General features: G+C 56.2%; 9 protein-coding genes. 3 read left to right on the top strand and 6 right to left on the bottom strand.

Going from position 1 to position 13,720, the window contains the following annotated elements:
• Positions 1-7: 7 nt before the first annotated feature.
• Together minD and minE are read left to right on the top strand one after the other, a co-directional pair.
• Positions 8-817: a septum site-determining protein MinD gene (minD, locus tag M0P56_RS09255; protein WP_291509758.1), complete on the top strand. Its 810-nt coding sequence runs from the start codon at positions 8-10 to the stop codon at positions 815-817.
• A gap of 1 nt (position 818) precedes the next feature.
• Positions 819-1,070, top strand: a complete 252-nt coding sequence (minE, locus tag M0P56_RS09250; RefSeq protein ID WP_291509757.1) for a cell division topological specificity factor MinE — start codon at positions 819-821, stop codon at positions 1,068-1,070.
• A gap of 150 nt (positions 1,071-1,220) precedes the next feature.
• Here minE and M0P56_RS09245 read toward each other — a convergent pair whose 3' ends face one another.
• From M0P56_RS09245 to M0P56_RS09230, 4 genes are all read right to left on the bottom strand, one after another.
• A complete protein-coding gene (locus M0P56_RS09245; RefSeq protein WP_291509756.1) occupies positions 1,221-2,417 on the bottom strand; it encodes an NnrS family protein in 1,197 nt (398 codons plus the stop codon).
• 195 nt (positions 2,418-2,612) lie between these two features.
• A complete protein-coding gene (locus tag M0P56_RS09240; protein ID WP_291509755.1) occupies positions 2,613-3,641 on the bottom strand; it encodes an FAD-binding oxidoreductase in 1,029 nt (342 codons plus the stop codon).
• 57 nt (positions 3,642-3,698) lie between these two features.
• A complete protein-coding gene (hcp, locus tag M0P56_RS09235; protein WP_291509754.1) occupies positions 3,699-5,369 on the bottom strand; it encodes a hydroxylamine reductase in 1,671 nt (556 codons plus the stop codon).
• Positions 5,370-5,876: 507 nt separating this feature from the next.
• Positions 5,877-9,389 (bottom strand): FAD-dependent oxidoreductase, encoded by a 3,513-nt coding sequence (locus tag M0P56_RS09230; protein ID WP_366110039.1) that lies wholly within the window; start codon positions 9,387-9,389, stop codon positions 5,877-5,879.
• Between the two features lie 87 nt (positions 9,390-9,476).
• Between M0P56_RS09230 and M0P56_RS09225 the strand changes: the two genes are divergently transcribed.
• Positions 9,477-10,265, top strand: a complete 789-nt coding sequence (locus M0P56_RS09225; protein WP_291509752.1) for a UDP-2,3-diacylglucosamine diphosphatase — start codon at positions 9,477-9,479, stop codon at positions 10,263-10,265.
• Here M0P56_RS09225 and gyrB read toward each other — a convergent pair whose 3' ends face one another.
• Together gyrB and M0P56_RS09215 are read right to left on the bottom strand one after the other, a co-directional pair.
• Positions 10,266-12,668, bottom strand: a complete 2,403-nt coding sequence (gyrB, locus tag M0P56_RS09220) for a DNA topoisomerase (ATP-hydrolyzing) subunit B (RefSeq protein WP_291509751.1) — start codon at positions 12,666-12,668, stop codon at positions 10,266-10,268.
• Positions 12,665-13,720 carry a DNA replication/repair protein RecF gene (locus M0P56_RS09215; RefSeq protein ID WP_291509750.1) on the bottom strand — a complete coding sequence of 352 codons (1,056 nt, stop codon included), beginning with the start codon at positions 13,718-13,720 and terminating at the stop codon, positions 12,665-12,667. Before M0P56_RS09215 ends, gyrB begins: the two co-directional genes overlap by 4 nt.

The raw sequence follows: 13,720 nt of genomic DNA, 5'->3' as shown, positions 1-13,720 counted from the left end.
AAGAACCGTGGCCAAAATAATCGTCATCACTTCCGGAAAGGGCGGGGTCGGCAAAACCACCACCAGTGCCGCCTTTGCCAGCGGTCTCGCCCTGCGCGGCCATCGTACCGTCGTCATCGACTTCGACGTGGGCCTGCGCAACCTCGACCTGATCATGGGCTGCGAGCGACGGGTCGTGTATGACCTCATCAACGTCATCCAGGGCGAGGCCAAGTTGCAGCAGGCGCTCATCAAGGATAAGCGCTGTGAGAATCTCTATGTATTGCCCACGTCCCAGACCCGCGACAAGGATGCCCTGACCACCGAAGGGGTAACGGCGGTCATGGATGAACTGCGCAAGGAATTCGATTATATCGTCTGCGATTCACCCGCGGGGATCGAGTCGGGCGCGCTCATGGCGCTCTACCATGCGGACGAAGCCATTGTGGTCACCAATCCAGAAGTCTCCTCCGTCCGCGATTCCGACCGTATTCTCGGCATTCTTGCGGCCCGCTCTCGACGGGCGGAACAGGGGGAGGAACCGGTGAAGGAACACTTGCTTCTGACCCGTTATTCCCCCAAGCGGGTGGAGGACGGAGAAATGCTTTCCCTGGAAGACGTGAAGGAGCTGCTACACACCCCTCTGCTGGGCGTGATCCCCGAATCCGAAGTGATCCTCCAGGCCTCCAATCAGGGCATACCCGCCATTCACATGGAAAACAGCGATGTGGCTGAGGCCTATAAGGACGTCGTCGCCCGCTTCCTTGGAGAAGAGCGCCCCTTGCGCTTTATTCAGCCGGTCAAGGCAGGTTTCTTCAAACGACTCTTTGGAGGCTGATATGTCCTTTCTTGATTACCTCCTCGGTTCCCGCAAGAAAACTGCCCATGTGGCAAAGGATCGCCTGAAACTGATCCTCGCCCACGAGCGGGATGCCGATGGCCCCGACTTCCTGCCAGCATTGCAGGAAGAACTCCTGGCAGTGATCGCCAAATACATTCCCGTGGACAAGGAAAATATCAAGGTGAGCATGGAACGGCGAGGGGATTTTGAAGTACTGGAACTGAACATCCTGTTCCCTGATCAGCACTGAGCACACGCCAACTCATTCGGGATGAGCTGAAACGCGCTGATCGCGCTCTTGATTTCCGCCAGGGCGACCAGCCAGTCCCATAACCCCCACAGCCGAGGAGATTATTTTACGCAGCCCAAATTCGACTTCACCGATTGGGCGATTGCATTGTTAGCCATATCGACCATCGATCCGCGGCTTTATGAGCATGGGCGCGTAAACGACGACAAAAGCGACGAAGGCAATAATCCACAGACCTTGCGACACCTCAATCCAAATGCGGTACTGCATTGGCGCTATTATTGGAATAATTACGCGCACAATGGCACCAAGAAGCAACGAAGAAAACATCCAGTTCAAGGCCGCTGGCGGCGTAAAGATGTTTCTCCCTGTATGTCCCAGAGAGACTCTCGCCATCATACCAATAGTCATCATGCCTACCCCGCCATACGCAAAAGCATGAATTCCCAACATGGGATTGATGGGTATCCAACGGGTAAGCGCCGTCAAGGTAAATCCAATGAATATCCATCCATAAGCCAGATACAGGCTCCATAACAACGGCTTACGCCAAATGCCTGGGGTATACCATCCGACCATTTGTAGAACCTGCAAAATTGCCAACGCGATGGCCACCCAAACAGTAATTCTCGAAATCGGCCCCCATACAACAGCGACAATAAAAACCATCATAAGAATCATGCTGCTGACATTTAGCCACGGCCGGACATCCAAAACAACCGGATAACCAACCCCCCTTTCAATAAAGAACGGTATTATCCTCTGTCCCATCAACATGATAAGCGCGATAATTAGATAGAGCCCGGAAAACAACCCAATTCGTGTCAGCTCGGGATGCCCCCAGATTAGACCCATATAAAATAATGTGTTACTTGTCGTCACCAGTAATAAAATAGACCATATCCCAAGCTGTTTCCACTGCTTGGCGCGGACAAGCGGATACAGCAAGGCGATGCAGGCAGTGACATCAAATAACAGATCGAACAGCGCCATGATAATCAGCGCGCTAGGCAAATTGGTGAACGGCATTATGCGCGCTATAAGCCAGAACAGGCCTAGTAACAACAATCCATATCCACGAAGCGTCTGGTGACCAGTCCAATTTCTGACCGCGGTTAACAAAAAGCCAACAGCCACGGCCACGGAATACCCAAAGACCATTTCATGGGCATGCCACAAGATAATCGGAAAATTGCCATTATCAAGAAACTGCGTTCCCTGATAATAGAACCAGAACCAGGCAGATATGGCAAGAACAGAGAATACCGTCCCCAACAAGAAAAAGAGACGAAACCCAAGATAGAGAAGGGCAAAACGATAGCCTTTACTGGTTTCTATGGTTTCCATGAGTCCCTTCCTAGCTGAAAAAATCAATGTTTTTACCAAGCCTATTGCAATATACCAATTAAACCTTTGCTGTCGGTTTGGCGCAAAAGGATCGTGGCACATATTCCCATGGAAAATCCAGTTGGCCGCCTTTACTCATTTTGTGTCCATACCCTGCGGAGAACGCGTGCCGATCCCCGATATATAGACACTGCACTATGCAGACAAAAACCGTTCGAACTGCAGACAGGCGTCCGGCAACTTTTGGCTCAGAGCTAAGTCCGTCACGCCCTGGACCAGTCGCGTTGATCCGCAAACATACAGGTCCGGTAAAACCCCAAGGCTTCCCAGGTCATCGCGCAAGGCTTCCACTACGCTGCCCCGATAATCAGCCCACTGGTTGCCAGGATGTGAAAGGCATATCTTAACCTGCAGTTGGGGAAGTTTATTCTGAATCTGGCGGATTTCCTCCTGACAGAAGAGTTCGTCTTCATATCTCGCGCCGAAGTACAGACGTGCCGGAAGCATTTCGCCCCAATCTGCCATGCGTCGCAGCATCGACAGTAGCGGCACCACACCTGTCCCGCCCCCAACGAACCAACGTGGCCGCAGACCGTTTTCTCTCAGGGTAAATGTTCCAAGTGGTCCACGTATGTTCAGGCGATCGCCCACCACTGCGGATTCCAGATAGGTAGAGAAGGCACCACCTGGCCGCAGCGTGATGAAAAATTCCAGGTCGCCATTCCAGTTGGTGTTGTTGGCTAAAGAATAGGCGCGACGCGCATCGCTGCCCGGTACCTGGATTTCCATAAATTGCCCTGCTTCGAATTCCGCAGCCCCCCCTTGCTCATCGGGTTGCAGGCGTAACAACAGTCGTCGCGTACCCGTAGCCACCATAGTGACTTCTATCACTTCGGCCTCGCGCTCCGGAATGCGCTCAAAGCGGATGTAGTTGTAGTCATAAGGCGCCTCCAGAATCAGATCCGCTCGTGGATAGGTACGGCACAGAAGTACATCGCCTCGTGCCTGCGCCTTTTCTGGCAGGGCTTCCATACTCACTTCCTTCAGGCGATAAGCACCTGCGGTGACAGTGGCCACGCAGGCTCCGCAAGTTCCCCTCCGGCATTGGGAAGGAAGCAGGATACTTTCCCGTTCCGCAGCGGAGAGTAGATCTTCCGCCTCAGAGCAGACGAAGGACAGCCGTTGCCTATCACGGGTATGGAGAGTGATATCGTAGTTGGTCATGATGTGCTCATCCTTATGCTGCTTCGTCCGTTCAGAACGAAGCAGCGATCCTTTGTGCTATGCCGTGTGCGTCAGGGCCGCCTGCAAATCCGCTTGCGCCTCGCCAATAAGATCGAGATCAAGATCGAAACGTGATTGGAGCCTCTGCACCAAGGTTGGTGTGAGATAGGCAGGCAGGGTCGGCCCCAGTTTGATCCCCCTGATACCCAAAGCCAGCAGGGAAAGGTGAATGGCTGTAGCCTTTTGTTCAAACCACGAGAGCATGATCGACAATGGAAGGTCATTAACCCCACAATCGAACGCCTCGGCTAGGGCACCCGCTACCCGGATGGCGGAGTGGGCATCATTGCATTGGCCTATATCCAGCAGGCGGGGGATGCCTCCAATATCCCCGAATTCATGCTTATTGAATCGATACTTACCGCAACCCAAGGTCATTACTACCGAGTCGGCGGGGGCATTGTCCGCCACCTCCGTGAAGTAGTTGCGCGCCGGAGAAACACCATCGCACCCACCGACGAGGAAGAAGTGGCGAATGTCTCCGTGTTTCACCGCATCTATGATTTTGCCAGCCACGCCCAAGAGGGTGTGATGTCCAAAACCGATGGTGATCCGCTGATCTTCTGCATCGCCCGTAAACCCTGGCAATGCCTTGGCTGCCTGGATAACAGGGGTAAAGTCTCCATGTTCAATATGGCGGACGCCGGGCCACCCCACTGGACCAAGGGTAAAAATTCGATTTTTATAACTTCTGACCGGTTCAATGATGCAGTTGGAAGTCATGACAATGGGTCCTGGGAAATCTGCAAATTCACGCTGCTGATCCTGCCATGCTCCCCCTAGATTCCCTGCCAGATGAGGGTATGCCTTGAGCGTGGGATAGGCGTTGGCTGGCAACATCTCTCCATGGGTGTAAACATTTATCCCCTGATCCTTGGTCTGCTCCAGAATTTGTTTAAGATCATGGAGATCATGACCGCTGACCAGGATGGCCTTGCCCTTGATCGGAGAGATGCGCACCGAGGTAATTTCCTGCGTTCCAAAGCTGTCGGTGTTGGCAACGTCAAGCAACTCCATCACCTTCAGGTTCAAACGACCGACTTCCAATGATTTTTCCAACATTTCATCGAGGTCTGTTGGATTACCTGCCAAGTAATCCAGGATTTCCTCTGCCTGCGCGTCGACTTCGTCACTCTGATAACCCAGGACGCGGGCGTGTTGAGCATAAGCGGCTACGCCTTTCATGCCGTAGAGGATGAGGGCACGGGCACCGATTACATCGGATCCGAGATGATCTACGCCAGCGTTTATGGCGACGCCAGAGGTTTGACGCAGCAGTTGCTCCAGACCATCGGCGGGTTGAAAGATGGCCGAACCGGACAGGATTTCGGGAGTCTTGTCCTGTTCTCGCGCCGCTTCCTCGTACAATAATTTGATCCGCTCACGCCTTTTGCTGGCCTCCTGGATCAGGTGGACAAAACGTGTGGCAGTGAAGTTCACGTTGGTTAGCGTGGTGAAAAGGCCATAAAAAATGAAGTCGTCCGTCTGTCTGTCGGCAACACCCACCGCCCGCGCCCGGCACGCATACTGGGCAATGCCCTTAATAAGGTGCGTAAGAATGTCCTGCAGATCAGCTGTGCCCTCATCCTTGCCGCACGTTCCCGGCTCACTGGTACAGCCTATTCCGGCGGGGGTACATGTGGTTTGTTCGCATTGATAGCAAAACATAAGGTGTCTCCTGAAGTGGTGGTGCATGTTTGTGAACAATATCTGCTGTGATCAGGATGCGCCTTGATTTCGATCAAGGGGCTGCGCCACTTCCGGATGATCGTCGACGGAAAATTCATAAGCAAAAGACAGCGATTGACCCCGCCGGGAGATTCGACGCCTATCTCGGTCGAATGTCTGGAATCCGGTGGCTGAATACGCCTGCAAGACACCACCTGCAGGCACATAACAGGCTGATTTACGATCAGTAATAGCTACATCATGGGGTAAAGATGGTTTTTAGATATCGTTTTGTTCGCCCAAAAGCCAGATTGATGACCATCGGCCAAAAGGAGATAACAGAAATGGAGCGATTGCGCCGAACAGAAACATTTTCTGTCTGGGCGGATGAGGACCTTTCTTATTGTTTATGGGCGCACTGCGTTGCGGTAATCGGGGGACGGCTGCTGCCGGGCTCCGGCACCTATACTGGGTGCCAGCAGCAGCAACCGTATTCTATGAATTCTTTTATAGGCTTTCCCCGCTCATGACATGATCCAGCCACTGACTGGAGACCCTTTCCAGCAGACGATTCTGACTCTGCCGGGCGGTGAGGTTATCCAGATCCACCCAAGCCAGGGGCTGATCCTGCTGCGCACAGGAAAATACCGCCTTGGTGCGCTGCCCCGTTTCCGGATCGATCTGCCATTGCAGACATTGGGCGCAGACGCCTTTGAGCATGCATTGCATGGGGCTGCCCACGGTCGCGGTGGCCTCCAGATCGGCGCGGAAATACGGCTGTAGCTCCGCCTGGAGGGCCTGCTGAAACCCCTTGAGCAGGCCGGTGGAACCCATGACCATCAGGCGATCCACATTATTCAGCGGAATACCTGCACCGCCCTGCGCTGCTTGTCCGGGCAGCTCACCGGCCCCATAGGCGCACAACAGGGCCACCATGTCGCTGGCCTCGACACTGAGATCCTGCGCGCGATGGGTCTGAATCAAGGGGCCGCTGCCGGTGCACCAGATGATCTGGTCTGCCGCCTCTTCCAGTTCCGCCTGGTTATCCAGTTCGCTGGCTTTGCCCAGGGCCGCCACATAGAGCACGCGGTTGCCCGCTGCCCGCAAGGCCGGGCCGATATCCAGCATCACCGCCGCACCCCAGCGCCCGGCGACCACCAGAATCGTTTTACCCGTGGGGATGTCGGTGGGGGCGCCGGTCGGTCCCATGAGTATCAGGGGATCACCCGGCTGTAGGCGTCCCACCAGACGCGGGCCAGTGCCCCACTGCAGGATCAGGAGGCGCACCGCATCCCCTTCCACCCCCGCACCACTGACCGTCAGCACCGGAATCTGCAGACGGGTGCCGTCCACGATCGGGCTGTGACTCTCGAAGGTCTGCAAGCGGAAAAACTGCCCCGGCCGGAAATTGCGGGCCGCCAGCGGTGCCTCCACCCACATCTCGGTGACGGAGGGGTTGCTGCGATCCATGCGTAGTACTCGCATGCTCAGCAGATGCTGTAAGCGTTGCTGAAAGCCTCGCACATCCGGATCGACGGCGGTATCCAGCGTCCCCAGGCTCTGCATGACCTGCGGATATGTCGCCTTGGCGGAGGCGATGGCCTTGACCACACTACCGTGGAAAACCGGATGCGTATCCCCAATAAAGCTGATCCGATGTCCTTGCGCATCACCGTAGGACGTAAACGGACCAGCCTCTGGGGCCTTGCAATGCGCGGCCACCTGCACCGCCTGCAACGGCCCGTTATCGTGAGCCACGTGGGTCAGGAAGTGGTCCCCATCCAGTTGGAAAGTCCCCGGATATTCCCTTTCATAGATGGTGTTGGGGACGGTGCCGGCGGCGATGAAGACGGCTCGTGCAGGCAAACGTAAATCCTGATCACTGGCCAGCCAGCGCCCTTCCACCTCGCGCATCCGGCGGAAGACCATGTGCGCGATATGCCCATAACTGTCGAGCTCTGCTCGGAGAGGATCGAGACCCTCGCCATAATAAAGCCCTTCTTCCATGGCCTTGATGAGTTCTTCGTGGTTGCGGGTATAGGCCGGTGACTGCTGCATCCCCTTCCGGTACGCCAGGGTCACGCCGCCCCAAGCATGGATCAGCGGCACGAAATTGGGTGCTTCACCTGCCGCCGCCGCCCGCTCCCGCTCCGCCCCCACCGCCCGGCCGTGGGTCAGGAATTCTTCGAGAATTTGGCTATCCTCTGCGGAGAGCCCGGCGCGGAGTTTTTCTTCACCGGATTGCGCTGCCATCTGCTCATAGCGCGCCAGCACCTTCTCCACCTGCCGCACATAGTAGGCCTGCACCTCGGTCGCAGTATCCACCGCCGTGAGGCCACCGCCGATCACCACTGCCGGCAGGCGCACCTGCAGGTTAGCCAGACTGGACCGCTTGCCCGCACCGGTGAGCTGCAACGCCATGAGAAAGTCGCTGGCCTGACGCATACCGCGCGCCAGACTCTCGCCCATCGGCACCACCCGCGGCAAGCCCGCACCGGTGGCAATACAGACGTGATCGAAACCCAGTTCCCAGGCGTTTTCGAGGGTGATGGTACCGCCCAGCCGCACGCCGCCAAAAATCTGGAAATTCGGTCGCCGCGCCAGCGTCAGATAAATCAGTTTGAGAAAATTCTTGTCCCAACGCACGGTGATGCCATATTCGGCCACACCGCCGAAACCGAGCAGAATGCGTTCGTCGAGGTCCTCCTGGAGACTGCTCCAGTCCCGAATGGGCTCCTCCAGCCACTGCTGGGGCAGCGGTTCGATTTTCAGGCCATCAATACCCACGACCGCACAGCCTTCCTGCAAAAGATAATGGGCCATGGTGAAGCCCGCCGGGCCCATACCCGCCACCAGCACCTTCCTCCCGTTGTAGGGCTGCGCCAGATATTGCGCGGCGCGCAGCGGATTCCACCGGGTCAGCAAATCGTAGAGTTCGACACCCCAGGAAAGATTCAACACATCGGTCAGTATCCGCGTTTCAATTTGCGGAATGTTCACCGGGTCCTGCTTCTGGTAGACACAGGCCTTCATGCAGTCATTGCAGATACGATGTCCAGTGGCGGGGACCATGGGGTTATCCACCATCGCCATGGCCAGGGCGGCGATATTGAATCCGTCCCGTTTCAGAACCTGCATTTCCGAGATTTTTTCTTCCAAGGGACAGCCGGTGAGGGTGACACCGAGGGGGTCTACCTTGAGACCCAGTTCCGGCACACCCTTTTTCTCGGGAAAGCCCTTGGAACAAAAATCCCCGTCGTGATCATGGCAATAGAGACAGTAATGCACTTCACTCTGGACACTGCGCAAGTCCATACGCAGATCGGTCAGATGAAAACTGTCCCGGCGCCGCAAAGTTCCGTCTGGCGCCACGAAGGGCGCACCGTGGAGGTCATCCCGCCGTTTTAAGGGGACCAGTGCCTCATGATCCACCCGCTGGGGCAGGCGGAAACTGGACCAGCCTTGCACCGCCAAGGCGGCCTGCGGGTCTTTCAGGATGAGGGCACACCACTGGGTCAGACGATCAATGGCTTCGGCATGGGTCGCTTCATCCTTGAGCCATTCTTCACCCAGTCGAGCAATGGCCCATTCGCGATCCTCCCGCGGCCAGCACCGCTGCTGGATTTCAATGTCCAGCCACTGATCCATATCCGCAAAAGTGTGCGGAAACTCGCCACGGTAACGGCGTGCGCGGCGCAGCACAAAATGCTTTTTGAAATCCATGACCACATCATGGCTGCGGGTCTGAGCCTGCAACGCAGCCACTTCCGGTTCCAGGCAAAAGAGCCGTGCGACAAATTGTTCAAGATGGGGCGCAAGCTGTAGCAGAAACTCACTCTGGGCTTTATCGGCGGGCTGGACGCCTGCGGCACGATAGACTCGCAGGCGTTCCGCAAGAATTTGGTCTTTCTCCGCCAGGCTACGAATAAATTCTCCATCCAGCCGGGCGATGCCTTTATCAGAGAAAAGTTCTTTGTATTCAAAGTTAAACAGGTTAAGCACAATGATCTCCAAAATCATATCGGCGACTACACTACAGCCAACTTTCATCAAACTGTCATATTTTGCTGGCAATATAGGGTTCTGTCACCTTTTCAGGATGACCCTATGGTCCATTATCGCAGCATATTTCTATCTGACGTCCATCTCGGCACCCGCGGCTGTCAGGCGGAGAGTCTTTTGGACTTTCTGCGTCACAATTCCTGCCAGCAGCTCTATCTGGTGGGCGATGTCATCGACCTCTGGCGCCTCAAGGTCCGCTGGTACTGGCCGCGCAGCCATAATACGGTGGTTCAGAAAATTCTCCGATTGGCCCGCTCCGGGGTCACGGTGCGTTATATCCGCGGTAATCATGATCCCGTCTACGAGCTACTCTCTGATTATGTACAGTCCCAAGGCGACGCCATCTCCCTGGGCGACATTGCCATCCTCCAGGAAGCCGTGCATGAAACTGTCGATGGCAAAAAGCTCTGGGTCATCCATGGTGACCAATTCGATGCCGCCATGCGCTATGCGACCTGGCTCATTCATATGGGTGATCATGGCTATACCCTGTTGCTCTGGTTCAATCGGCTGCTGCAAAGTGCGTTCCGGCGCCTGGGCCTGCGCCGTCACTGGTCCCTGAGTGCTTATATCAAATACCGGGTTAAGAAAGCCGTGCAGTTTATCAACGATTACGAACATCTGCTGGCCGAAGAAACCTCACGCCGCGGTTATGCCGGGGTGATCTGCGGCCATATCCACCATGCCGAGCAAAAAATTATCGACGGTATCCTCTATTACAACGACGGCGACTGGGTCGAGAGCTGTACCGCACTGGTCGAACATATCGATGGGCGCATGGAAATCATCCACTGGCCCATACCTTTGCGTTTTGATCAGAATGTCGCCGCGTGATCAGATATCGAGTCGTGATACGAAACGTGCATTCTCTTCGATAAAACGGCGACGCGGCTCCACCGCATCGCCCATGAGCATGGAGAAGACCTCATCGGCGGCGATGGCATCCTCCACATCCACCCGCACCAGACGCCGGTTTTCCGCGTTCATGGTGGTTTCCCAGAGCTGTTCTGGATTCATTTCACCCAGACCCTTGTAGCGCTGAATCTCGACACCACGACGGGCGTCAGCCAGAAGCCAGTCCATCGCAGCGCGGAAACGGCTGACGGTAAGCCCTCGCTCGCCACGTTCCATACGCGCACCCAGGTGAATATTACCTTCGATCACCCGCGCATAGTCGGCCAGATGCCGGTATTCGCCGCCAGCAAAAAAATCCTGATCAAAAAAACGTAGTTCCTGACTGCCGTGATGTTCGCGGCGAACCAGTAGGCGCAAAGCCTCCGCTTCACCCACCCGCTCCACCGAGTAATGTTCGGCGGGCAGGGCGTTGAGCTCCAGTGCCGCGCGGAGTTGTCGCGCGAAATCGTCCCAGGTGGCGCTATCCGCCGACTCCGCAACGATGGGCGGCAACGTGGCCAAGGCCCAGAGCAAAGTACTGGGATAGCGCCGTTCCAGGCGCTGCACCAAAGCCTCGATATTTTGGTACTGACGCATCATGCCGGCCAGTTGCTCGTCCGTTACCGGCTCAGCATCCGCAGCCGGACGAAATTGCGCGCCTTGCATGGCAATTTCCCGCAGGTAAGCGGCCAGTTCGATGTCGTCCTTGATGTAGCGCTCATCCTTGCCTTTCTTGACCTTATAGAGGGGCGGCTGGGCGATATAAATATGACCGCGCGCCACCAGATCGGGCATCTGCCGGTAAAAGAAGGTCAGCAGCAGGGTGCGGATATGGCTGCCGTCGACGTCCGCATCGGTCATGATGATGACCCGGTGATAACGCAACTTGGCCACATCAAAATCCTCGGCGCCAATACCAGTACCCAACGCGGTAATCAGTGTCCCGATTTCATCGGACGAGAGCATCTTGTCGAAACGCGCCCGTTCCACATTGAGGATTTTGCCCTTCAGGGGCAGGATGGCCTGATGTCGGCGATCACGGCCCTGTTTGGCAGAGCCGCCGGCGGAATCGCCCTCCACCAGATAGATTTCACACTTGGCGGGGTCTTTCTCCTGACAGTCGGCCAGCTTGCCAGGGAGATTGGCAATGTCCAGTGCGCCCTTGCGGCGGGTCAGTTCCCGTGCCCGCCGGGCGGCTTCCCGCGCCCGTGCCGCTTCGACGACTTTAGCGGCAATGGCCTGCGCCTCTTTGGGATGCTCATCCAAAAACATCGTCAGTGCCTCGGACATAGAGGACTCGACTATCGGTTTAACCTCGCTGGAGACCAGCTTTTCCTTGGTCTGCGAAGAAAATTTGGGGTCCGGTACCTTGACGGAAAGCACCGCTGTCAACCCTTCACGCGTATCTTCGCCACTCACCGCGACCTTGGCCTTGGCGATGATGCCTTCCCGCTCCATATACTGGTTGAGGGTACGGGTCAGGGCGCCGCGAAAGCCCGCTAAATGGGTGCCGCCGTCGGCTTGGGGAATATTGTTAGTGAAGCAGAGCACGACCTCGTTATAGCCTTCATTCCATTGCAGGGCCGCTTCGACGACAATGCCGTCGCGTTCTCCGGTGAGACTGATCACAGTGGGATGAACGGCGGTTTTGCTGCGGTTGAGGTGCTCCACAAAAGCGCGGATACCACCTTCATAATGGAAAATTTCTTCCCGCCCGGCGCGCTCGTCCAGCAAGGTGATATGCACGCCGGAATTGAGAAAGGCCAGTTCACGCAAGCGCTTCGCGATAATCTCGAAGTGGAAATGGGTATCAGCAAAAACCTGAGGCGATGGTTTGAAGCGGATGGTACTGCCATGTTTGCGCGACACCTCGCCGCGTGCAACCGGCGCCTGGGGTTCGCCATCCTGATATTCTTGAGTCCAAACATAGCCATCGCGGAAGATACGCAACTGGAGTGTTTCTGAAAGAGCGTTGACTACCGAGACGCCGACTCCGTGTAAACCGCCGGAAACCTTGTAGGCATTGTCATCAAACTTACCACCGGCATGCAGCACCGTCATAATCACTTCTACGGCGGAACGACCTTCTTCGGCGTGGATATCGACGGGTATGCCGCGACCGTTATCGCTGACGCTGACGGATTCGTCGTCATGGATGGTAACGACGATGGCGTCGCAATAACCGCCGAGAGCCTCGTCGATAGCATTGTCCACCACCTCAAAAACCATGTGATGCAGACCGCTGCCGTCATCGGTATCGCCAATATACATGCCGGGGCGTTTGCGTACCGCTTCCAGCCCTTTCAACACCTGGATACTGGTAGAATCGTATTTTTCCGTCATGATGCGGTTTCCTTCTCAAGCTGGCCTGCTGCCAGACAAAAATGGCGGCCGCCTACCGCGGTCGGAATCTGCCCGGCGGCGGTGACAGCAGCGAAGACCTGCACACCTAGCAGGTCGAGTTCCTTTACCCACCAATCCCGTGCCGAAGCGTCCAGCTCCGCCGCGAAATCGTCAATCAATATAGTTGGCAGCGGCAAACCGGCCTGCTTTAGTATCTTTACCTGCGCCAAACGATAGGCCAAACCCAATACCCGCAACTGGCCGCGCGAAAGGATATCCAGTGCCGCTTTCCCGCGGACCCGAAAGGCCAGATTGGCGCGATGCGGACCGCTGTGGGTATAACCCATTTCGCGATCCTGTTCCTGGTCCCGTAGCAGGCAATCACTCAGCGTTAAACCTTCTTTCCAGCCACTGTGCAGATGCAGACTAAGTCCGGAAAGCGATCCGGACCAGCGTTCCCAGAGGGCGGCGACTTCGGGCTGCACAGCGGCTAGATGCGCTTGTCGCCGCTGCTGAATTTCTTCACCGGAAGTAATGACGCCGTCGTCCCAGGGTTGCTGGCCGTGACCGCTTTTCAGCCAGGCATTGCGTTGTTGCAAAGCCCGCCGGTACTGACGAAACACCGTGCCATAGGAACGGTCTGCGTAATAAATGCCCCAGTCCAGCACGCGTCGGCGGTCTTCCGCCGTCCCCGCAACGAAATGGCTGTTGTCATCGTGCAGGCTTTGCAACGGCAGGATATCCAGTAGCATCCACGCCGAACTGAGCGACTCACCATCATAACGTATTTCTCGCTCCTCGCCACGCCGGCGCAGAGCGAGAAAATGATCGGGCAGGTGCGCGCTGACCAAATATTCGCTGTCGCCATCCCGCTGAACATGGCGAGGACTGTGCCGCCAAGTTTGTCCTGTACCAAGGATGTGGATGGCCTCCAGCACTGAACTCTTCCCCGTACCATTGGCGCCCATGAGCCAATTCCACTGTCGGTCCGCTTTCAGATCCAGCGTTACTATGGAACGCACCGATTGGATGTGGAGGGTCTCCAGGGGCAT

Origin of the sequence: Acidithiobacillus sp. (assembly GCF_023229925.1) — a bacterium.
Taxonomy (GTDB): Bacteria; Pseudomonadota; Gammaproteobacteria; order Acidithiobacillales; family Acidithiobacillaceae; genus Acidithiobacillus.
The sequence above is the reverse complement of the archived record's forward strand: the minus strand, read 5'-3'. Positions and strand labels throughout refer to the sequence as shown.

Excerpts from the sequence above, each read along its gene's own strand:
- M0P56_RS09225 (WP_291509752.1), top strand. The coding sequence starts at position 9,477 with ATGGTCCATTATCGCAGCATATTTCTATCTGACGTCCATCTCGGCACC.
- M0P56_RS09215 (WP_291509750.1), bottom strand. The coding sequence starts at position 13,720 with ATGCCCCTGGAGACCCTCCACATCCAATCGGTGCGTTCCATAGTAACG.
- gyrB (WP_291509751.1), bottom strand. The coding sequence starts at position 12,668 with ATGACGGAAAAATACGATTCTACCAGTATCCAGGTGTTGAAAGGGCTG.
- minE (WP_291509757.1), top strand. The coding sequence starts at position 819 with ATGTCCTTTCTTGATTACCTCCTCGGTTCCCGCAAGAAAACTGCCCAT.
- M0P56_RS09245 (WP_291509756.1), bottom strand. The coding sequence starts at position 2,417 with ATGGAAACCATAGAAACCAGTAAAGGCTATCGTTTTGCCCTTCTCTAT.
- M0P56_RS09240 (WP_291509755.1), bottom strand. The coding sequence starts at position 3,641 with ATGACCAACTACGATATCACTCTCCATACCCGTGATAGGCAACGGCTG.
- M0P56_RS09230 (WP_366110039.1), bottom strand. The coding sequence starts at position 9,389 with ATGATTTTGGAGATCATTGTGCTTAACCTGTTTAACTTTGAATACAAA.
- hcp (WP_291509754.1), bottom strand. The coding sequence starts at position 5,369 with ATGTTTTGCTATCAATGCGAACAAACCACATGTACCCCCGCCGGAATA.